The following is an 18,789-nucleotide window of genomic DNA, read 5'->3' as shown; positions in this document are numbered from 1 at the left end:
ACAGCGTTCGCGGTAGCGGGCGCTGCACGCCTTTCGTCCCGTTCGAGCGCTCCCGAGCATTGCAGCCCGGCACCGGAAAAGCCCAGAGGGGCACGCGAGGAATCGCGTGCGGCGACCGAGGTCCAGGGATGGGCCTTGGGTCGCCCCTGGTGCCGGGCGAAACGCGCAGGATCAGGGCGCTCGCCGGGGGTCCTTTCTTTTGGTTCCTTTTCTTTGGACAAGCAAAGAAGAGGAACCCGCATGCGGGGCGGCTCCCCGCTTTAAAATGAGCGCCGCGTTCAGCGGCACCTTAAGTAGAGTTTTCGAACATTTATTAATCAGACCCGTAAATACCCTCCTGGTATTTACGGGCCGCCGCCCAGTCCGGTACACGCCCGGCCTGGGCTCACGCGACTTGTCGCCGCGTCGGGTCATCCCTGCCCCGGATTAGCCCGGCCTCTATTTATAGGCCGGGCTAATAACCGGCGATACGGAAAAAAAGCCTAGGGTATCCGCAGGGACGTTACCCCTGCGGTTTATCGATTATTTATTAAAAGGCCAAAAGCTTTTTTTGGCCGAAGCATCGTCGCTAGGCGTTTCCGAAGCCGTTTCGTCGGATGTCGTCTCCGCTGCGGCTTCGGCTGCTTGCTCGGAAAGGTTTCCCAGGATCGGTTCCTCCGGCGCGGCATTTTCATCCGACGGCAAGGGCTTCTCGCCGGCCCGGACGTCGAACTCGACGTTCCAGCGCTTGTCGCCGTCCTTCGCTACCGCTTCCAGTTGCAGCGTGCCGACTTCGGTCACCCTGGCCGCCAGATGGACCGGGACGACGTCGCCCGCCTGGTATTCTTCGGCCGGCAGGGTGACTTCGATCTCGTCCAGCTCTTCCAGTTCGTCTTCCGACCAGTAGTCGAGGCGCGCGCCGACCATGTCGTCGCGGCGGACGTTGGAGGCGAAGAAACGAAAGCGCACGGGCTCGCCGACGACCAGGCCGAATTCGTAGGGCGGCAGATCCGCCTCGGTGCCTTCTTCCATGCCGAAAGGCGCGATGCACAGGGCCTCAATCGGCGGAGCGAAGCCCGGCACGGCTGGCATGGCGCTCTCGACGCCCACGTAATAGGCGGCGCCGGTGCCGCCGCGAATGCGGACGCCGCGACCCTTGCGGACATAGCCGTAATAGGCGGCGCCGCGAGACACGGCCAGATCCAGGTCGGCGCCGTGCAGCAGCCGGGCATGCGGCGCGCCGTCGGCTTCGAGCCAGCTATTCAGCACTTCCAGCAGCCGGTTTTCGAGCGACTCGGATTTGAACACGCCGCCGTTGAGGAGCAGCGCGGTCGGATGCAGGAATCGGGCATCCGCCGGGAGGTCGAATCCCTGCAACTCTCCGGTCGCGCCGATCTGGCGGCTCAGGAAAGCGGCGAGATGGCAGGTGATCCGCGCATCCTTGGCATAGTGAAGGCCGAGGGTGGTCAAGCCGGTGCGGGCTTGAGCGGCCGGGCGGTCGGTGATTTGCACCCGCGGGAAGAAGCCTTCGACCAGCGTCCGCCCGACTTCGTCGCGGGTCAGGCTGGTGCGCAGCGTGCCGCCGATCAGCGACGAACCGCGGCTGGGCACGACCACGGCGACTTCGTCGGTATCGGATTCGGACAGCAAGGATTCCTTGGCATCCCGGCAGCCGTGCATGAGCGCCTGAATCTGCCACGGTTCCAGCCGTTTGCCTTCGGCTTCGAGCTTGGCTTTCAGGACATAAGCCAGGGCCAGATCCATGTTGTCTCCGCCGAGGAGAATGTGATCGCCGATGGCGACGCGGTTGAGGATCAGATTGCCTTCCTCCTCGGTCACCGCGATCAAGGACAAGTCGGTGGTGCCGCCGCCGACATCCACGACGAGAATGATGTCGCCCGGTTTGACCTGTTCGCGCCATTTCCCCTCGCTGGCCTGGATCCAGCTGTACAGCGCCGACTGCGGTTCCTCGAGCAGAATCGCCTGACGCAGTCCGACGGCATGGGCGGCTTCCACGGTGAGTTCCCGTGCCGCGGGATCGAACGACGCGGGCACGGTGATCACCAGATCCTGCTCGCTCAAGGGCGCGTCGGGATAGCGGGCGTTCCAGGTGTCGCGCATGTGGCGGAGGTATTCGATGGACGCTTGCAGCGGCGAAACCCGCTTCACTTCTTCCGGCGACTGGACCGGCAGGATCGGCGCGCGGCAGTCGACGCTGCTGTGAGACAGCCAGCTCTTGGCGCTCGCCACCAGGCGTATCGGCGTCTTGCTGCCGAGTTGTCTGGCCAGATCGCCGACGATGGCTTCCGGATGCTCGTTCCAGGGCAATACGATATCGCCGGGCGCAAGCTCGGCCTCGTGGGCTTGATAAAGGAAGGACGGCAACTGCTTTTTGTCGCCGACCGTGCCGGGCGACGTCAGTTGCGGAATGTCCAGGACTTCGAGCGGCGCTTTTTCGCCGTCGCACTGGTCGAGATCGACAAAGGACACGACGCTGTTGGTCGTGCCGAGGTCGATGCCGACGGAATATCGGGTTTCGCTCACAATTCCACCTCTGCTTGGGCGATGATGCGCACGTCGTGTCCTTCGGCGATTTTGGGCAGCTTGATTCCGGCGGCGCGCCAGCCGCGATGGATCAAGGTGCCGGTGAACGGCGGATCGCCGACGATGTTGCCGGTGGGCCTTACGCTCGCGGCGTCGAAGCCTTTGGGCAAGGTGACGCGGGAATTCTCCTGTTCTTTGCGCACCGGTTCGAGTTCGAAATGCTGGTTCAATACTTTGCGGCACCCTTCATGCACGACCCGGGCCGCCGCGCCGATCTCGGCGTCGGAATAGGCGCCGACGTTTTCCTGAACGAAGTCGACGAAACGGGCTTCCTTCTGCAAAAGTCCGAGGAGCTGCAAGGCCGCATCCGGCGTGGCTTCTTTGACAACCACGGGCTCCGGCCGTTCCGGCTTGACGATTTCCGGAGGCTTGGGGGCTTCCCGGACCGGAGCCGGAGCCGCTTCGGCGCGAACCGGCGCGGCGGCGGGTTCGGCGATCGGCTTTCTGCGACGCAGCAGGGCGATGACGGCCACGGACAGCAGGATGACTTGCAGAATCAGCAGAATGACCACGAGGACGGCAAGTCCGATGTGGACGGCGTCGAACGTGGTCGGAATGAGAGTCGGGTCGAATTGCATTCGGATCCTCTATGCGTTGAGTGATGTCCAGTGATGCAGGCGCGGCACGACCGGCCGGGAACCGGACGCAGGACAGTCCCGTTACGGCTGGCCGCTTGCGGCTTGAGCCGCCTGGGCGCTCATGAAGGTGCGCAGGACCTGACGTGCGGCTTGGGTGCGGCGGCTGCGCATGTATCGCTCGGCGATCGTGCCGGGTACTTTTTCGCTGTCGAACGCCGCCTTTGCCTTCGACAGCTTTTCCTCGCACGCTTTCAAAACCTGGTCGGTAAGCGCGCGCGAATCCGCCTGGTCGTTAATGCGGGCACGCGCTTCCTGGTTGACGCATCCTTGGTAAACGACCAAAGCCATGTTGACCTTCTCCAGGGTCTGGTCGGAAAGGGTGGTGCCGCGCCATTCGTCGTCGCCGAAAGCCGGCGGCAAGGCCGAAATAAGGATTCCGGCGATCAGTGCGCGTGAGAAAAGTCTCATGGGCAATACCTCTTGAGTATTCGTCGAGTGGGTTTTATCCGATCGATTTTACGCGATGTTGCGGGCGGGCGGAACGCTAAATCCCGAAGCAGGGACCGAGAGAACTCCGCAACCAGGGAGCTTCGGTTCGATGCGGCGTTTTTTTGGCGCGATATCGCGGTGTGCTAACCTTCAATGGCGCGAGGTTCGAACCGGGCTTTCGGCGCGGGATGACAATCAATAAAAAATATCCGGAGAAGAATAATGAAACTAAAGTTCTGGTTAGTGGGGGCTGCGGTTCCTGTGCTTGCGAGTTGCGCGGCGACCGTAGACAAATCGTCGGTTCAGGCCACGAATCTGGCGCCGGTCTCCACGCAGGTGGAGGTGGTGCGGATTCCGTTCGACGGCGCCCAACCCATGTACGTCGTCACGGTTGAGCCGTTGAGCGTGGGGACTGGGTCGGGCGGCGGCGCGACGCAGGCTTCTTCCGGAGGACATTACGGTTGGGGACCTTTCGGCTGGGGTATCCTGGGAGGAACCGCGCCAACGGCGCCGGGGGCCTACACGCCCGATCATCAAGGCATGGGCGAGCGCGTCGGACAAGGCGTCGCCGCGCAATTGATCAGCGCTCTCGGCAATGTCGGGAATATCGTGGTCATCGATTACGAACATTACCGCAAGAATGAAAACAATCCCGCAAAGCTGCTGCACCCCGGCGAGGTCGGGCCGTTCGTGATCAAGGGCACGATCACCGAATTCAACGAGGTCGCCGAAGCCAACGACGAGCGCAAGGGCGGCTCTCTCGGCTGGGCCGGGGCGGTTCTCGGCGTCGCGGGCGCCATTTCCGGCACGCCCGCCGCCGGCATCGCCGGAGCGGCCGTGGCGGCCGCCAATCCCACCTGGGAAAAAACCAAGGCCCGGCGGACCGGCTCGGTCGGCATGGATCTGCAAGTGGTCGAGCCGAGCAGCGGCCGCATGGTGGGGACGATCACTTCCCACGGTACCTTCTCCTCCGAATCCGCCACCAGCGGTTTTTCGCTGTTCGGAATCGGCGGAGGGGAATCCGCATTTGCCGCAAGCGCCCTGGGTCAGGCGACCCGCGCGGCCCTCAACGACACGTTGAAGCAATTGTCCGATCAGCTCCGCGTCAAGGGCGGCGCCTTCGCCAAGGCGCCGGCCGCCGCGCCTTCATCCAAACCCGCCAAAAAATCCCGGCGCTGAGATAATAAGCGGCTCAGGATGCGCCGTACGGCTCGCGCTCATCATGTGCGGTGCCGTACGAGCGCCCAACGCGCGTGCTCCCGAATCAGCGGCGAAGGGTCGTCGATCCGGGCCCGCAGGGCTTCGACCACATCCGGGCGGGTTTCCGAATTGCCCAACGCCACCGCGATATTCCTGATCCAGCACTCGTAACCGATGCGACGAATGGCGGAGCCCTCGGTTTTTTGCAGAAACGTCGCCTCGTCCCAGCGGAAAAGTTCGATCAACCCGGCGGCGTCGAGGCCGTGACGCGGCATGAAATCCGCTTCTTCGGTGAGTTGCGCGTAGCGATTCCACGGGCAGACGAGCTGGCAATCGTCGCAGCCGTAGATGCGGTTGCCGATGGCGGCGCGGAATTCTTCCGGGATCGGTCCGCGCAGCTCGATCGTCAGATAGGAGATGCAACGCCGAGCATCGAGGCGGTACGGCGCGACGATGGCCCGAGTGGGGCAGGCGTCGATGCAGGCCGCGCAGCTTCCGCAGTGATCGCTCGTTTCGGAATCGGTGGGCAGGGGAAGGTCGGTGTAAATCTCCCCGAGAAAGAACATCGAACCCGCTTTCCGGTTGATGAGATTGGTGTGTTTGCCGACCCAGCCGAGCCCCGCTTTGGCGGCGAGCGCTTTTTCCAGCACCGGCGCGCTGTCGACGAATACTCGATGGCCGAAGAGCCCGACTTCCTCTGCTATGCGCTCGGCCAATTGCTGCAAGCGCTTGCGGAGCACTTTGTGATAATCGCGGCCGAGGGCGTAGCGGGAGATGAACGCGGCGGCGGGATCCTCCAGCCGCTCCCGGATCGCGGTTCGATCCTCCGGCAGATAATCCATGCGCGCGCTGATCGCGCGCAGCGTGCCGGGGACGAGCTCGTCGGGACGGCTGCGCTTGGTGCCGTGACGCGCCATATAGCCCATTTCGCCGTGAAACCCGGCGTCGAGCCAGTTTTGGAGATGCCTTTCGGCTGCGGAAAGATCCGTGTCGGCGATGCCGACTTGCTGAAAGCCGAGTTCGCGGCCCCAGGTTTTGATTTTGGCGGCCAGTGCGGAGTAATCGAGAGCGGATGAAGTCACAGAAGTGTGGAGGCAGCGCGGCGTTTAAGCCAGAATAGGTCGAAATTGAGCGGAGTTCGGATACAGCTTACTGCGTTATGAGTGAACGATACAGCCGAAGTTTACCGAAGGATCTCTATCGCGCCGGGGACGTGCGCGCCATGGACCGTTACGCCATCGAAACGGCGGGCATTTCCGGCATCGAATTGATGCGCCGCGCCGGCGATGCGGCTTTTGCGGCTTTGCGCGAACGCCGGCCGGGGGCGCGCACGCTTTCGGCGATTTGCGGCGGCGGCAACAACGGCGGCGACGCCTATGTGGTCGCCCGTCTGGCCCATCAGGCGGGGATGGACGTGCGAGTCTATCCGGTTGCGCCGCCCAAGCGTCTTGAAGGCGATGCTCTGACCGCTTTTCAGGATTATCGGGCGGCGGGCGGCGAGGTGCTGGATTTCATCCCCGCCAATTTCGAAGGCGCGGAAGTGCTGGTCGACGGACTCTTGGGCACCGGTTTGGATCGGGAGGTCAGCGGCCTTTATGCCGACGTGATCGGCGCCGTCAACCGGTTCTCCGGCCACGTGACGGCGCTGGATATTCCGTCGGGACTCGATGCCGATACCGGTTGCGCTTTGGGCATGGTGGTCAAAGCCGATCTGACGGTGACCTTCATCGGGCTCAAGCAGGGGCTCTTCACCGGCGAAGGACCCGAATACGCCGGCGAGATCGTTTTTGCCGACCTCGGCGCGCCGCCGGAAGTGCGGCATTCGGTCAAGCCCTCGGCCAGGCTGCTGCCGCAATGGACGCGCGGTCTGCCGGCGCGTCCGCGATATGCCCATAAGGGCCATTTCGGCCACGTACTGGTGGTCGGGGGCGAGCGCGGCTACAGCGGCGCCGCGCGCATGTCCGCCGAGGCCGCGGCGCGGGTCGGCGCGGGGCTGGTCAGCGTCGCCACGCGGAAGTCCCATGCCGATTTGCTCAATCTGACCCGGCCCGAGCTGATGTGTCACGGCGTCGAAACCGCCGAGGAACTTCGGCCCCTGCTGGAACGGGCCACGGTGATCGCCGTGGGGCCCGGACTGGGCCGTTCGGAATGGGCGAAGGAACTGCTCGGCGCGGTATTGGACACCGATTTGCCGATCGTGGCGGACGCCGACGCGCTCAATCTTCTCGCGGCAAATCCCCGCAAACGGGACGACTGGATCATCACGCCCCATCCGGGGGAAGCGGCGCGGCTGCTCGGCAACTCCTCCGCGGAAATCCAGAAAGATCGATTCGGCGCCGTTCGGCGACTGCAGGCGCGATTCGGCGGCGTGGCGGTGCTGAAGGGTTCCGGCAGTCTGATCTGCGGCCCGCATGGGCTGCCCCATGTCTGCACCGCCGGCAATCCCGGCATGGCCAGCGGCGGCACGGGCGACGTGCTGACCGGCGTTATCGCGGGACTCCTGGCGCAACGCTTGGATCTTTTCGATGCGGCCGCCTTGGGCGCGCGGCTGCACGGCGCGGCCGGGGACGAGGCGGCGAAAGCCGGCGAAAGAGGGCTTTTGGCCAGCGATTTGATGGAGCCTTTGCGCCGGCTCGCCAATTAATGAAAGCGACTCTTAGAGACGAAGCCGAAACGCTCGCCTTGGCCGAGCGCCTCTACCGAGCCATGCCGTCCGGGTGCCTCGTCTTCCTGCATGGAAACCTCGGCGCCGGGAAAACCACGTTCGTGCGCGGCTGGCTCCGGGCGGCCGGCTTTGCGGGGCCGGTGAAAAGTCCGACCTTCACGCTGGTCGAAGAATATGCTCTGGATGACCGGATCGTTTACCATTTCGACCTGTACCGGCTGAACGACCCGGAAGAGCTGGAATGGATGGGCATCAGAGACTATCTCCGGCCGAATGCCGTTTGTTTCGTCGAATGGCCGGAACGCGGCGCGGGGCTGTTGCCCCCGGCCGATCTCGAGATCAGTCTTCACATCGCCGGCGCGGGCCGCATCGCGGATATCGCGGGCGGAACCGCTCACGGCCAAAAGGTATTGGCCCGCCTGCAAGCCGAGTAGCCGCTTCCTTGCGGTTTCCCGCGTCTCGGTCTATGTTTTGGCGGAAGTTCAAGCACGGCGGCCTCCTTCACATGGAAAAAAAAAACTGCATCACATGGTTTGTGCTCACGTTGTGGGGCTACGCACCGTTGCTGTTCGGCGCGCCCGTACAGATGACGTCGGTAAAATTCGAGACCGCCGCGCAGGGGGCGCGCCTGATCTTCGATTGCTCGGCGCCGCCCAAATACCGTATTTCCCGCGGAAGCAACCCGAATCGGCTGCAGATCGACTTTGACGGAGTGTCCTTGTCCGGGGCGCTCGGACAGCCGCCCGCTTCTCATCCATTGATCGCCAGACTCGTACCGGTTTCGGGCAAGACCGGGGAGAGCCCGCGGATTCTGGTCAATCTCAAAGGCCCGGCCACGCACAAGGCTCATGTGACCAACCTCAAGGGACGGTCGCGCCTGGTGCTCGAATTGGCGAGCCCGGCTTCGCCGGTCCGGCCCGGAAGCAAGCCGCCGGTCAAAACGGCCGGGCCGTCCCGTGTCGCGGAATCAGGCAAAGCGTCCGTCAAAACCGGAAGCGCGGCGGGCAATGTCAGGCCGGTACGCGCCTTGAAGCCCGGGCTCGCCAGGGAACGGGTGATCGTCATCGATGCCGGTCACGGCGGCAAAGATACCGGAGCGATCGGCCCGAACGGAACCTACGAAAAAGACGTGGTGCTGGCGATCGCCCGCAAGCTCGAACGGATGATCCGCGCCGAACCGGACATGCGGGCGGTGATGGTGCGCAAGGGCGATCAGTTCGTCGACCTGCGCGAACGGGCCGAGCTCGCGCGCAAGGCGAAAGCCGATTTATTCATTTCCTTGCACGCGGATGCCTATGTGAGCAACGACGTAAAGGGTTCTTCCGTATTCACCCTGTCGGACCACGGCGCTTCCAGCGAAGCGGCTCGCTGGCTGGCGGATCGGGAAAACGCCGCTCTGGTGGGTGGCGTGCAGCTCAAGGGAAAGGACAAGCTGCTGGCTTCGGTGCTGCTCGATCTGTCGCAAACGGCCACGCTCGAGGCCAGCAACCGCGCTGCCTCAAAGGTGCTGGGAGCGCTCAAGAAAGATTTCCATCTCCATCATCGCGACGTGCAAAAAGCCGGTTTCGTGGTGCTCAAGTCGCCGGACGTTCCTTCGATGCTGGTGGAGACGGCGTTCATATCCAATCCCGACGAGGAGCGGAATCTTCGCAATCCCAAGCATCAGGAACAGGTGGCCCGCGCCATATTCGACGGCATCCGCAATTATTTCGCCGAACGCCGGCCGGTGGTTCCGGTCGATTTGCGCGTGGCCGACGCGCTGGACAGCGTGACCGGGTCAGGCGATAAGAAACCGGTTGTTCAAAAATAAAAAGCGCGGCTGAGCCGTCGCCGTCTTTCATAAATCCCGCATTTTTCCGAGAATAACGGGGCGTGAAGCTCGCCTTGGAGCCGCGTCGGAATTTCTTCACGAGCTCGTCCGGGTTGAGTTTTTGCTCTTTCGGTTCTATCCGACGCCGGACCGTTTTCCCGATATTCGATGCTTTTCCATGCCTATCCGTATTCTTCCCCCGCAATTGATCAATCAAATCGCCGCCGGCGAAGTGGTCGAACGTCCCGCCTCGGTGGTGAAAGAACTGGTCGAAAACGCCTTCGACGCCGCCGCCCGATCGGTGGAGATCGACGTGGAGCAGGGCGGCTTGCGCCTGATGCGCATCCGTGACGACGGTTGCGGCATCGACCGGGAGGAACTGCCGCTCGCCCTGTCTCGCCACGCCACCAGCAAAATCGCCAGTCTCGGCGACTTGGAGCGGGTCGCCAGCATGGGATTCCGCGGCGAAGCCTTGCCCAGCATCAGTTCGGTGGCCCGTTTGACCCTGACCTCGCGGACACGGGGCGAGCGTTGCGCGTGGCGGGTCACGGCGGACGGAACGGAAACCGGTTTCGACGTGGAGCCGGCGGCCCATCCCGAAGGCACGACGGTGGAAGTGCGCGATCTTTTCTACAACACGCCGGCGCGGCGGAAGTTTCTCCGCTCGGAGAAGACCGAATTCTCCCACATCGAAACGCTGATTAAGCGCATGGCCCTGAGCCGGTTCGACGTCGGATTTGCCTTGAAACACGATGAGCGGGCGGTATTGAGCTTGCGGCCGGCGGAAAGCCAGGCCGAAATCGAACGGCGCCTGGGCCTGGTGCTCGGCGAGGCGTTTTTGGAAAACGCGCTGGCGGTGGAGTTTTCGGCGGCGGGTCTCCGACTTTCCGGCTGGGTGGGGCTTCCGACGTTCTCCCGCAGCCAGGCCGACATGCAGTTTTTCTACGTCAACGGCCGGCTGGTGCGGGACAAGCTGGTGAGCTACGCCGTGAAACAAGCCTATCAGGACGTGCTTTACCACGGTCGCCAGCCGGTCTACGTGCTGTATCTGGAGTTGGACCCGGCGCTGGTCGACGTCAACGCGCATCCCGCCAAGCTCGAAGTGCGTTTTCGCGACTCCCGGATGATTCACGATTTCCTGTTCCGGGCTTTGCACCGGGCTTTGGCGGAAGCCAAGCCGCGGCCGGAGCAAATGCCGGCGCCCGCGGTCTCGCCGCCCAAGTTCTCGAAACCCTACAGCCAAGCCGCGTTGCCTTTGCAAGTGGCCGAGGCGATTCAAAGTTACGCCGGTCTTTATTCCGCCCCGGTCCCGAAGACGGAAACGCCGCGCCAGCCGGAACCCGATGAGCGAACCATGCCGCCCCTCGGCTTCGCCGTCACGCATCTGCATGGCGCTTTCATTCTGGCCGAAAGCCGTAACGGGCTGATCGTGGTGGATGCTCACGCCGCCCACGAGCGCATCACTTACGAAAAGCTGAAGGAGCAAAGCGGAGCCGGATCGGTTCCGATGCAGCCCTTGCTGCTGCCGATTCGGGTGCAGGTGACCGCAGCGGAAGCCGATGCCGCGGAAGAGGCGGCCGAAGTGCTCGAACATCTCGGCATCGAACTCCGTCGAACCGGTCCCGAGGCGCTCATGGTGCGGGCATTGCCCGCCTTGCTGGTGGACGCGGACGGCGAGCGACTGGTGCGCGACGTGCTGTCCGACCTCAATCAGCACGGACGGAGTCTCCGAATCGAACAGTCCTTGAACGAGGTGCTGGCGACCATGGCCTGCCACGGCTCGGTGAGAGCCAACCGCAAGCTGACCGTGCCGGAAATGAATACGCTCCTGCGCGAAATGGAAGCGACCGAGCGGAGCGGGCAGTGCAACCACGGCCGTCCGACCTGGGTCGAATTGAGCGTGAAGGATTTGAACCGCTTGTTCATGCGCGGCCAGTGATCGAATACCCGCTACCTCCTGCCGTCGCTCTGATGGGCCCGACCGCCTCGGGCAAAACACGGCTGGCCATCGAACTGGCCGAGGCGCTGGACGGCGAAATCGTCAGTGTCGATTCTGCGCTGGTTTATCGGGGCATGGACATCGGCACCGCCAAGCCGAGCCTGGAGGAAAGGGAGGGCATTCCGCACCATCTGATCGACATTCTCGATCCGGCCGAATCCTACTCCACCGGCCGCTTTCGAAACGATGCGCTGGCGGCGATGCGGGACATCTCGGGCCGCGGCAAGCTGCCGATTCTGGCGGGGGGCACGATGCTGTATTTCAATGCCTTGCTATACGGCCTTTCGAGCCTGCCCGCCGCCGATCCCGAGATCCGGCGGCGGATCGACGAGGAAGCGGCGAGCGTCGGCTGGGCCAAGCTGCATGAGGAACTCGGCCGGATCGATCCCGAGGCGGCGGCGCGCATTCATCCCAACGATCCGCAGCGCATCCAGCGCGCCCTGGAGGTCTACCGTATGACCGGGGTCCCGCTGTCCGTATTGTGCGCCGAAACCCGGTCGCCGCCTTTGCCGTTTTATCCGATCAAGCTCGTCGTCGCGCCGGCCAACCGCGAAGCCCTGCACGAACGGATTCGCCAGCGCTTTTTGACGATGATCGAACGCGGATTCATCGACGAAGTTCGCGCCTTGTACGAGCGGGGCGACCTGCATGCCGACCTGCCGTCCATCCGTGCCGTCGGGTATCGGCAGGTCTGGGCGTATCTCGAAGGCGAGTACGATCGCGACGCGATGATCGAGCGCGGCATCATCGCCACCCGCCAATTCGCCAAGCGACAATTCACCTGGCTCAGACGCGAAGAGGGCGCGTCATGGCATGTCAGCGAGGATGAAAGTCTGGTAGAGGCCGTGTTGCGGGATGTGACAGCTCGGCTGAAGTCGTCCGGGCCGAATCTTTAGTGCAGAGATAAGCCCCGCCAACGGCTTCCCCGTTGAAGGCGCCGATCGGCTTGAAGTCTTTCCAAACGATATGGGTCGCGCCGATTGCGCCGGCTTTTTTTAAAGCATTGGCCTTGGCGAACGATTTCCAGCCGATTTTTTTTCCATAGCCGGACGAACCTATGACCTGGCTTAGAAGCATACAGCCCTGAACGTCGGAATCCGATACCTCGCGAGGTTTGGCGCACGCCGCACGGACAGGCAGCCCGGCGAACAGCGTCATGGCAACGAGAAACGCGAGCTTCATCACGGTATCCCTCTTATAGAAACGTATGGCTTACGGCGACTTATAATGGTGCACGAGCGCACCATTACAGAACACAATCCTACAGCGTTTCGTATCGAAATCAATAAATCGAAGGCATGGAATCGATCGTCAAGAGCCGGCCATGCGCAAATGATCGGCAAACGAGTTCGATTATCGGTTGAAAAACGCCGATAATCGATCAAATGTCGGAATTTGTCCGCGCAATCGCCTGCTAGAGCCTGTTGCATCGAGATCGGGCGCCGAATGCACCACGACGGATCAAGTTCCGAATGGATGCGGCTGCGAAGCGGGCGCGCCTGCCCGGAACTCGCGAGGCTTCCCTCCCGCTCGCTATCCGTCGTCGAACCGGCGGACGCTCTTCGAACCGTCCGTTTGAGCCTGAATCGCAACGGCTGCCGGAAAGAATCGTTTATGAACGGGCGGAACAGGGGCGGGAGTTCTGTCTAATGCGAAAAGAGACTTTCGATTCGTAGCAAGAGAGACCCGGCACTTCTGCCGGGCCTCTTGCCGCATGCACTGTTGTTGGAGGCACAGTCATACGCGGCGATCGCAGCGTAGCGCATCAGGCGAACTTTAGGCAAGCCGGGCGAATGCCGCGGGAATCGAAGGTCTCTTTGCCGTCGAGAGATCCGGTTCGGAGCACGTGACGAAAATCAAGAACGAGCGGCAAAAACGGCCGATCTTCCCCATCCTGCCCGATGTTCGGGAATTCGCCGAGTCCGTTTTAGCCGTTTTGATGTGTCAGTTTTTTTTACGCTTTTTTTAACTCGCGGACGCTGCCGTTCGCGACTCGTCCGATCCGCGAACTAATCGCGATTCAAAAGCGCCTGACACGCTTTGGGCAGTGGCGGTTTGGGCGGTTCCGGCTTGACCGGCCCCGGCGGGTGTTTTTCAAACCACCAGGAAAGGCTGGCGTCGCAACCGTCGCCGGCCGGTACCGGCTCCTGTCGGATACAATCGGGGCTGTCGGCGGGACAACCGAGACGGAGGTGAAAATGGTCGTGGTGCCCGTACCAGGGACGGATTTTCCGTAACCAGCCGCGATTGCTACGGACCGTTCGACAGAGTTCGCGCTTGATGTGAGCGTTGACGAAGATGCGATCGACTTCGGGAATGGTGGCCGTCAGTTTCAGAAGTTGTGCGTGCCGTTGACTCCATAGCCGGCGGTCCAGGCCGTCTCCGGCCCGGTTCAACAGGCTCGGAGCGGGGATATTGGCGCGCCATCCGTCCGCGTTCGAATAGAGGCTCGGATTGAGATTGAACCAGACATCGGCGTCGAGGCCGGTTTGGTGGCTGCGGTGGCCGAATGGCATGGGGCCGCCGCGGGCTTGGCCGAGGTCGCCGACCTGGATCACACCGACCGTGTTGTGGGCTCGTTTGCCGATGGTCTGAATGGTCCGGACCAGCGAGGGATGGCCGAAGTAGCGTTTCCGCTCCAGGTGCATGACGAGATAACCTTCGCCTTCCGTCGGCAAGGCGGCCGCTCCGCCGATGCAGCCGTTGTTGGTCTCGCCGATCGCGCGCGGCGCGCCTTCGGTCGGGCCGGGCACCGCCGCCCAGGGATTCGCGAGAAGAACGCCCGGAAAACCCAGAAGAATCGCGGTTCGGCGGATCGATCGCATGATCATTGGCATCGTGCAGGGAAGGTACGGAAGAAAGGGCTCAATCCTTGTCTGGACTCTGCGAGATGTCGGCATCCTGCTGCGGATTCAGCGCCTTGGGATTGTCGCCCAAGGGAAATCGGCGCTTGGCATTGATGATCCAGCCCTTGGCTTTGGCGACCTTGACGTCGCGTATTTCTTCTTCCAGGAGCAGGCGCTGGCGCTCCATAGCGAGCAATTCGATTTCCCGCTTGAGCTGATTCTCGATGTCGTCCAGGGCTCCGGCGCGGCGGTGTTTTTCGGCCAGATCGGCCTCCAGTTCCATTTGCTTCAAACGGGTTTCGTGGCGGATTCGTTCCTCACGGAGGCGCACTTCGCTGTCATATTGCTCCGCGGCGCGAAGCTCTTCGGCCGTCAATTCGGCGCGGGCGTGTTCGGTCTCGTGATCCCGTTGGGCCTTGCGCAATTCCGCTTCGCGCCGCATCAGTTCGAGCATTCGCTCTTCGTGCTCCAGCTTGAGCTTGCGTTCGTTCGCTTCGCGCTCGAAGTGCTCGCGGGCCAGCCGTTCGCTGACGTGCCGGCGGCGCCGGATCAATTCGAGATAGATGCCGTTGTGCTTCTCGTCTATGGTTTCGGCATGCTCGTCGAGCGTTTCCAGGTCGGCGAAAACGGTTTGGATCGTGCAGCGCGTACGGCATTGGATATCGCGCATCGCCAAAAGCTCGTTGACGACGTCTTCGATATGGCGTTCCATGCGGGCATGCCTGTCTTCGAATCCCGTCGCCTGTTCCAGCCGTCTCAGCGCCTGTTCCGCCGCATCCTGCAACAGCGTCCGATAATGCGCCCTGATGTAGGCGCCGAGGTCGGCGATGTGGTCGAGGTTTTCCCGCGCGTATCGGACGGTTGGCTGAAAGCGGACCGACAGCGCCGCCTCGATGGTGCACAGCGCGCCCAACCGCAAGGGTTCCAGGGGGATTTGCCAGTCCTCGATTTTCAGTTCGTACACGCGGTGATAAAAACGCCGTACGAAGCGCTTGGGGCGAGGAAACAGGCGCCGGTAAGGGCCGAGAACGGAAACGACGACGCGCCGGTCGCCTTCGAAACCCGCTTCCCAATGCGCGCCGGAATCGGCCGGGCCGTCCTCAAACATAACCTTTTCTCTTCAGGATGTCTTCGAGTTCGCTTTCGTTGGCCGCCCCGCCCAAGGTTTCGCCCGCTTGCCGCGCATTGATGCGCTCGGCGATGATCGGGTAGAGGTTGGGGGCGAACTCCACCGACTTGTCGCTGATCTTGCGAAGATAGCCCCGATTCAGCAGAAAGGCCACGGAAAACATCCGGGTCCAGTCGGAATAACGGCGGGCCCGCTCCAACTCGGTTTTTTCGATGACGAACTCCAATTCGTCGTTTTTGTTGATGGTGAATTGGCTGAACTGCCGGATTCCGAGGTAAGCCAGACTTTTCTCGTCTTCGGTGAGCGGGCCGGGCGCGGTGGATTCCAGCCGATAGGACAGGAACAGGATGAAGAAGTCCACCATGGCGGCGCAGGCCAGGGTGAACCAGGACATGTTCTCCCACATGGCGAAGGACGGCGTGAGGCCGCGGGAAAATTCGGCGTAGGAGCCGAATCGGGGCGCTTCGATGGGCGAGGCGCCATAAGTTGCGGCCAGGATTTCCGCTTCCCCTTGGAGCTTCTGGAAAGCCAGGATCAGCCGCTCGTAAATCGCGGAATCGTTGATCCGGAGAGAAAATTCCTGAAGCGAGGTCCTGACTTCGGACAATCGCTGTTCCAGCTCCTTGGATAGGGCATCCAGCCGTTTCAGTTTGGCCTGCTCGTCTTGCAGGATCTCGTTGTAGTAACTCCAGACCTTGCCTTTGCCGATCTGTCCCTGCATTCCCGGATGGGTGCCGAGGTAAGCCCGCGTGGCCTCGTCCGAGGCCTGTTCGACGCGGGTCTGCTGGGCCGCGGTGAGCCGGCTATCGAGGCCGACCACGTCCTCGATATAGCCGTTCGCGTCGCGAATCACGGCAGTCTGCCGATCGAGCAGGATGGCATCCCGCTGGGAAAATTCGTAAAACCTGAAGTAGGCGAACGACACCGATATGGTCAGTGCCACCAACAGGGACAACACCACGCTGGCGTAACGCAGGGGGTTGGCGCGCCAGTGCATGCCGGCCAGCTCCAAAGTGCAGATTACGATCATGGATTGCACGGCGACGGTCATGATCAGCGCGATCCAGGGCGTGATGAAATAGCTGAGGCCGTAACAGGTGTTGTAGCCCTCGGCAATGCTGAGCAGCAGGACGATAGGTACGGACCAGACCCGCAGCAGGCCGACGAAGGTGCTCTGAACGGCATTCAAAAATTGGCCGATGCGCCAGGCCGGCGCGCTCACGAAGCGGAACCTTCGCGGCCGGAGCTTCGCCGCCTGAGCTTTGCTGGGCGCTGATTGTCGAGCAATTGTTCTGGCATCGGAGTCGAAGCGGTAAGAATCCTCGGGAGCAGGTGTATTTTCGGCTTATCCTAGAGCCTTAATCATGCGTTTGTGAAGATGTGATCGCCATGGGAATGTTTTGGATTGCAATAGTGCTGGTCGTCGCCGTTGTTCTCGGTAATCTGATGGTTCTGCTTCGAACCGCGAAAAAGCCCAAGATCCCCGATTCGGTCAAGCCGAAACCCTATAAGGACGACGACGAGACCTGGTGACCGCGCTGAAAGCTGCCGCGCGCCTTCCGCACGGGCGCGACCGGCGCTTGTCGGCCGAGTTCCGCTTCCACCGTCATCGGCGGCTTATTCGCCGATGATTTTCACCAAAACCCGTTTCTTGCGGCGGCCGTCGAATTCGCCATAAAAAATTTGTTCCCACGGTCCGAAATCGAGCTGTCCGTCGCTAATCGCCACGACCACTTCCCGGCCCATGACCTGCCGCTTCAAGTGCGCGTCGCCATTGTCTTCGCCGGTGCGGTTGTGGAGGTAGCGGCTGATCGGTTCGTGCGGCGCCAGGTTTTCGAGCCAGGTCTCGAAATCGCGATGCAGTCCGGGTTCGTCGTCGTTGATGAAGACCGATGCGGTAATGTGCATGGCGTTGACCAAAACGAGACCTTCGCGTACTCCGCTCTCTCTCAGGCACGCCTCCACCTGAGGCGTGATGTTTATGAAGGCGATCCGGCTTGGCGCATTGAACCAAAGCTCTTTGCGATAGCTTTTCATGTCGGGTGTTCTCCTGTCGTTTGAGTGTTCTTTCCGCCGTAATCGCAAATGGTGCGACAGATCGGTGCCGTTCTCAAGCCGAGATTTCGTACCCGCGGCGGCATCTTTACAACGCCGTCGAACCGATAACCGGAAAAAGCCGGCAAAGCCGCCGTGTCAGAAAATTTTACATTTTATGAATCGGACGGCAGCGTTATGTTGGTGATTTGAGATGTTTTATATATCAACGACTTATTAATAATACGATCGGCCTTCGGCAAGGCTAGACCATCGAGGCGCAAAAGAAACCAGGCTTCGATGAAGATCCCGGGGAATCCGGATGTTCCATTGTATTTACAAAAACGACCCCATTCATGTCTTAAAAAACTGTTTAAAAACAGTTATATGAAAACATGGCACGGATGTTGATGGGAATATGGCAGCGTTCGGAAGGACGCTCTGGGTTGGAACTTGGAGTTCAATCCGGTCCCCATTCATTCAAGGAGATAGACGATGACGAACTTCAGGAAGACTTTATTGGCAGCCGGTATCGGCCTGGCACTGGGCGTTTCTGCGGAGGCATGGGCTGAACAGACGACCGCCGACGGCAACGCGGGTAGCAGTACGAACGTGGCGGTCGACGCCAGCTCCGCGGCGGCTACCAATGGTTTCACGAATTCTGCGGCAAACAACCACAGCACATCGACCGCGACGGACAACTCCGACAACAGCGCCAACGCCGGAGGTTATACGACGGCCAACGCGAACAACGGAGGCACGGCGAACGCGACGGACAGCTCCGACAACAGCTCCGTGAGCGCTTTCGGCGCGCAAGCGGCGGCCGCGAACCGGGGAAGCACGGCGAACGCGACGGATAATTCGGACAACTCGTATTATTCCCACAACACCGATAACTCCGACAACAGCTATGCTACCGCCGATTCCGGCGGCGCCGCCGCGAACAACGGGAGCACCGCGACCACCGACAATTCGGATCGCTCCGACAACAGCTATGCTACCGCCGGGGCCGGCGGCGCCGCCGCGAACAACGGGGGCACGGCTTCGATCGACAACAGCGATCACAGCTCGGCGACTGGCGGCGGGGATGCCGCATACGCCAACAACGGGGGCTCGGCGACGATCGACAAGAGCGCGAACGAGTTCAGCGCCCAGCTCGCCATCGGCGACCACAACGTGGCCAACCACGACGGTACCGTCAATTTCAACAACACCGAAGTCAACCTCAGCGCCGCGGTGACGGGTGTGACCGTAACCCAGACCGGCGTCGCCATCCTCGGAACGCCCGGATTCGATGAATCCAACAGCATCAATAATGCCGTCAACGGCGCCGCCGGCATCACTCAGCTGGTGCAAAACCAGGGCGCCGGCGCTCTGGTTCAGCAGAATGTCGACGTGTTCGGCACTGTGAACGTCAGCCGGTGAGATTGACGAAGAGACAGCCGGTTGATCGGAA

General features: G+C 61.9%; 17 protein-coding genes. 8 read left to right on the top strand and 9 right to left on the bottom strand.

The genetic code is table 11. The features are described 5' to 3' along the window. Window positions 1-522 precede the first annotated feature (522 nt). The 3 genes from ACWJKU_RS10670 to ACWJKU_RS10660 form a co-directional block, all read right to left on the bottom strand. Window positions 523-2,523, bottom strand: coding sequence for an Hsp70 family protein (locus ACWJKU_RS10670; protein WP_454142284.1), 2,001 nt, complete (start codon window positions 2,521-2,523; stop codon window positions 523-525). Continuing rightward, window positions 2,520-3,161 (bottom strand): DUF2760 domain-containing protein, encoded by a 642-nt coding sequence (locus ACWJKU_RS10665; RefSeq protein WP_454142283.1) that lies wholly within the window; start codon window positions 3,159-3,161, stop codon window positions 2,520-2,522. Before ACWJKU_RS10665 ends, ACWJKU_RS10670 begins: the two co-directional genes overlap by 4 nt. Before the next feature lie 81 nt (window positions 3,162-3,242). Beyond that, window positions 3,243-3,629 carry a hypothetical protein gene (locus tag ACWJKU_RS10660; protein ID WP_454142282.1) on the bottom strand — a complete coding sequence of 129 codons (387 nt, stop codon included), beginning with the start codon at window positions 3,627-3,629 and terminating at the stop codon, window positions 3,243-3,245. Between the two features lie 243 nt (window positions 3,630-3,872). On the opposite strand from ACWJKU_RS10660, the gene ACWJKU_RS10655 reads away from it, so the two are divergent. After that, the gene (locus tag ACWJKU_RS10655) at window positions 3,873-4,829 is read left to right on the top strand and encodes a hypothetical protein (RefSeq protein WP_454142281.1); all 957 of its coding nucleotides are present in this window, start codon (window positions 3,873-3,875) and stop codon (window positions 4,827-4,829) included. A 41-nt stretch (window positions 4,830-4,870) separates the two neighbouring features. Here ACWJKU_RS10655 and queG read toward each other — a convergent pair whose 3' ends face one another. Then, entirely contained in the window at window positions 4,871-5,932 is a 1,062-nt protein-coding gene (gene queG, locus ACWJKU_RS10650; RefSeq protein ID WP_454142280.1) for a tRNA epoxyqueuosine(34) reductase QueG, read from the bottom strand. A 77-nt stretch (window positions 5,933-6,009) separates the two neighbouring features. Between queG and ACWJKU_RS10645 the strand changes: the two genes are divergently transcribed. The 5 genes from ACWJKU_RS10645 (at window position 6,010) to miaA (ending at window position 12,220) form a co-directional block, all read left to right on the top strand. Then, window positions 6,010-7,494 (top strand): NAD(P)H-hydrate dehydratase, encoded by a 1,485-nt coding sequence (locus ACWJKU_RS10645; RefSeq protein ID WP_454142279.1) that lies wholly within the window; start codon window positions 6,010-6,012, stop codon window positions 7,492-7,494. After that, entirely contained in the window at window positions 7,494-7,949 is a 456-nt protein-coding gene (gene tsaE / locus ACWJKU_RS10640; protein ID WP_454142278.1) for a tRNA (adenosine(37)-N6)-threonylcarbamoyltransferase complex ATPase subunit type 1 TsaE, read from the top strand. The genes ACWJKU_RS10645 and tsaE overlap by 1 nt, the downstream gene beginning before the upstream one ends. Window positions 7,950-8,020: 71 nt before the next feature. Then, the gene (locus ACWJKU_RS10635; RefSeq protein ID WP_454142277.1) at window positions 8,021-9,325 is read left to right on the top strand and encodes an N-acetylmuramoyl-L-alanine amidase; all 1,305 of its coding nucleotides are present in this window, start codon (window positions 8,021-8,023) and stop codon (window positions 9,323-9,325) included. 178 nt (window positions 9,326-9,503) lie between these two features. After that, window positions 9,504-11,264, top strand: a complete 1,761-nt coding sequence (gene mutL / locus ACWJKU_RS10630; protein WP_454142276.1) for a DNA mismatch repair endonuclease MutL — start codon at window positions 9,504-9,506, stop codon at window positions 11,262-11,264. 32 nt (window positions 11,265-11,296) lie between these two features. Continuing rightward, complete coding sequence (miaA, locus tag ACWJKU_RS10625) at window positions 11,297-12,220, top strand: tRNA (adenosine(37)-N6)-dimethylallyltransferase MiaA (protein WP_454142275.1); 924 nt, start codon at window positions 11,297-11,299, stop codon at window positions 12,218-12,220. Here the strand turns inward: miaA and ACWJKU_RS10620 are convergent. The 4 genes from ACWJKU_RS10620 to ACWJKU_RS10605 all read right to left on the bottom strand — a co-directional run bounded on the left by ACWJKU_RS10620 (window position 12,141) and on the right by ACWJKU_RS10605 (window position 16,521). Then, entirely contained in the window at window positions 12,141-12,509 is a 369-nt protein-coding gene (locus tag ACWJKU_RS10620) for a hypothetical protein (protein ID WP_454142274.1), read from the bottom strand. The genes miaA and ACWJKU_RS10620 overlap by 80 nt on opposite strands. Window positions 12,510-13,333: 824 nt before the next feature. Next, entirely contained in the window at window positions 13,334-14,149 is an 816-nt protein-coding gene (gene mepA / locus ACWJKU_RS10615; RefSeq protein WP_454142273.1) for a penicillin-insensitive murein endopeptidase, read from the bottom strand. A gap of 40 nt (window positions 14,150-14,189) precedes the next feature. Then, entirely contained in the window at window positions 14,190-15,278 is a 1,089-nt protein-coding gene (locus tag ACWJKU_RS10610; protein ID WP_454142272.1) for a hypothetical protein, read from the bottom strand. Continuing rightward, window positions 15,271-16,521: a hypothetical protein gene (locus ACWJKU_RS10605; RefSeq protein WP_454142271.1), complete on the bottom strand. Its 1,251-nt coding sequence runs from the start codon at window positions 16,519-16,521 to the stop codon at window positions 15,271-15,273. The genes ACWJKU_RS10610 and ACWJKU_RS10605 overlap by 8 nt, the downstream gene beginning before the upstream one ends. A 173-nt stretch (window positions 16,522-16,694) precedes the next feature. Between ACWJKU_RS10605 and ACWJKU_RS10600 the strand changes: the two genes are divergently transcribed. Next, window positions 16,695-16,832, top strand: a complete 138-nt coding sequence (locus ACWJKU_RS10600) for a DUF2897 family protein (protein ID WP_454142270.1) — start codon at window positions 16,695-16,697, stop codon at window positions 16,830-16,832. An 84-nt stretch (window positions 16,833-16,916) separates the two neighbouring features. Here ACWJKU_RS10600 and ACWJKU_RS10595 read toward each other — a convergent pair whose 3' ends face one another. Then, window positions 16,917-17,336, bottom strand: a complete 420-nt coding sequence (locus tag ACWJKU_RS10595) for a secondary thiamine-phosphate synthase enzyme YjbQ (RefSeq protein ID WP_454142269.1) — start codon at window positions 17,334-17,336, stop codon at window positions 16,917-16,919. A gap of 516 nt (window positions 17,337-17,852) precedes the next feature. Here ACWJKU_RS10595 and ACWJKU_RS10590 point away from each other — a divergent pair. Beyond that, window positions 17,853-18,758, top strand: coding sequence for a hypothetical protein (locus ACWJKU_RS10590; RefSeq protein ID WP_454142268.1), 906 nt, complete (start codon window positions 17,853-17,855; stop codon window positions 18,756-18,758). The last annotated feature ends 31 nt before the right edge of the window (window positions 18,759-18,789 follow it).

The sequence above is a fragment of the Methylocaldum sp. MU1018 genome, assembly GCF_053646775.1.
This window is presented reverse-complemented; position numbering and strand designations above follow the sequence as displayed.

Coding starts and splice junctions, on each gene's coding strand:
- ACWJKU_RS10665 (WP_454142283.1), bottom strand. CDS start 3,161: ATGCAATTCGACCCGACTCTCATTCCGACCACGTTCGACGCCGTCCAC.
- mepA (WP_454142273.1), bottom strand. CDS start 14,149: ATGCGATCGATCCGCCGAACCGCGATTCTTCTGGGTTTTCCGGGCGTT.
- ACWJKU_RS10645 (WP_454142279.1), top strand. CDS start 6,010: ATGAGTGAACGATACAGCCGAAGTTTACCGAAGGATCTCTATCGCGCC.
- ACWJKU_RS10610 (WP_454142272.1), bottom strand. CDS start 15,278: ATGTTTGAGGACGGCCCGGCCGATTCCGGCGCGCATTGGGAAGCGGGT.
- ACWJKU_RS10660 (WP_454142282.1), bottom strand. CDS start 3,629: ATGAGACTTTTCTCACGCGCACTGATCGCCGGAATCCTTATTTCGGCC.
- miaA (WP_454142275.1), top strand. CDS start 11,297: ATGGGCCCGACCGCCTCGGGCAAAACACGGCTGGCCATCGAACTGGCC.
- ACWJKU_RS10655 (WP_454142281.1), top strand. CDS start 3,873: ATGAAACTAAAGTTCTGGTTAGTGGGGGCTGCGGTTCCTGTGCTTGCG.
- ACWJKU_RS10595 (WP_454142269.1), bottom strand. CDS start 17,336: ATGAAAAGCTATCGCAAAGAGCTTTGGTTCAATGCGCCAAGCCGGATC.
- ACWJKU_RS10600 (WP_454142270.1), top strand. CDS start 16,695: ATGTTTTGGATTGCAATAGTGCTGGTCGTCGCCGTTGTTCTCGGTAAT.
- ACWJKU_RS10635 (WP_454142277.1), top strand. CDS start 8,021: ATGGAAAAAAAAAACTGCATCACATGGTTTGTGCTCACGTTGTGGGGC.
- tsaE (WP_454142278.1), top strand. CDS start 7,494: ATGAAAGCGACTCTTAGAGACGAAGCCGAAACGCTCGCCTTGGCCGAG.
- mutL (WP_454142276.1), top strand. CDS start 9,504: ATGCCTATCCGTATTCTTCCCCCGCAATTGATCAATCAAATCGCCGCC.